The sequence below is a fragment of the Emticicia sp. genome (assembly GCF_049241225.1).
Taxonomy (GTDB): domain Bacteria; phylum Bacteroidota; class Bacteroidia; order Cytophagales; family Spirosomataceae; genus Emticicia.
The window spans coordinates 1-1,008 of sequence record NZ_JBMLRC010000081.1; the positions used below are offsets into that span (position 1 = coordinate 1).

Genomic DNA, 1,008 nt, shown 5'->3' on the forward strand with positions numbered 1-1,008 from the left:
TTCCAATTATAACTTTCGCCCAAACCTTCACCGCCGAAACTGGCTATTTGTATCTCGGAGAAAAAGATACCGAACTCAGCGGCGGCCTCGAAATCAAATCGGGAGTTATTAAGAAAAACGATAAAATTGATATTTATGCTCCTACAGGTAGAAAATTCACGGCAACCATTACCAAAATTTCTGGTAAGGAGAATCAGGAGGTAACCCAATTAAAAGCGGGCGAATATGGTTATTTTGATTTAAGATTTACCGAAAATCCTTCAAAAGGCAGTGACTACGTAACCAAAGGCTATAAGGTATATCCTGCTGGTTTTCAGGCAAATACAACTGCCATGAAAGCCGAAGCAGATGCCAAACTCTCGGCAAGTGTCAATTTCAAATCTACGCTCGATGGCAAGGCATTTCGTGGAAAAGTAACTTATAAAGGTGCTTCTTTGTGGCGAAAAGGTGTAAAAAACTTTGCTTACAATAAACCCTATTTGCAACTTCAATTTGGTTGCGTTGATGCACCCGATACCCGAACTATAACTATTCAAGTTTTTAATCCAAAAGAGTCTACGGCAAGCTACACGGCCAAGGATATGGAAGTAAATTTCTCGGGAACAGTCGATGGCAATACGGCCAACACTACAATTTTTGGTTTTGTAAATGGCAAGGCAACGCCAAATTTTACGCTTGAAATAACAAAATGGCAAGCATCGGGCAACAAAGCCATTATTTCGGGCAAAGTAAATGGCGAATTACCCGAAGTCAAGATTTTGGGGCGTTCGACCAAAGTGAATCGTTTCGAAAATGGTTTTTTTGAAAATATTGAAGTCGAAATCTTCAACGAACAAGCCGATTTGAAAGAAATGATGAAAGCCGCAGGCGGTGGTGGCTTACTAAAAAACTAATGGAAAATTCGCAACGAAGTTCGGATAATAAAACTTCGTTGCGGACTTTCAGCAAACAATACTTTTATTTATCTATTCGAGTAGAAACTTTATCGACAATAAACCACCAATCGTT

At 39.5% G+C, this 1,008-nt stretch carries 1 protein-coding gene; it reads left to right on the forward strand.

From position 1 onward, the window contains the following. Window positions 1-893: hypothetical protein (locus ACOVO2_RS05185; protein ID WP_421768942.1), on the forward strand; the 893-nt coding region annotated here is incomplete at its 5' end. Between the last annotated feature and the right edge of the window lie 115 nt (window positions 894-1,008).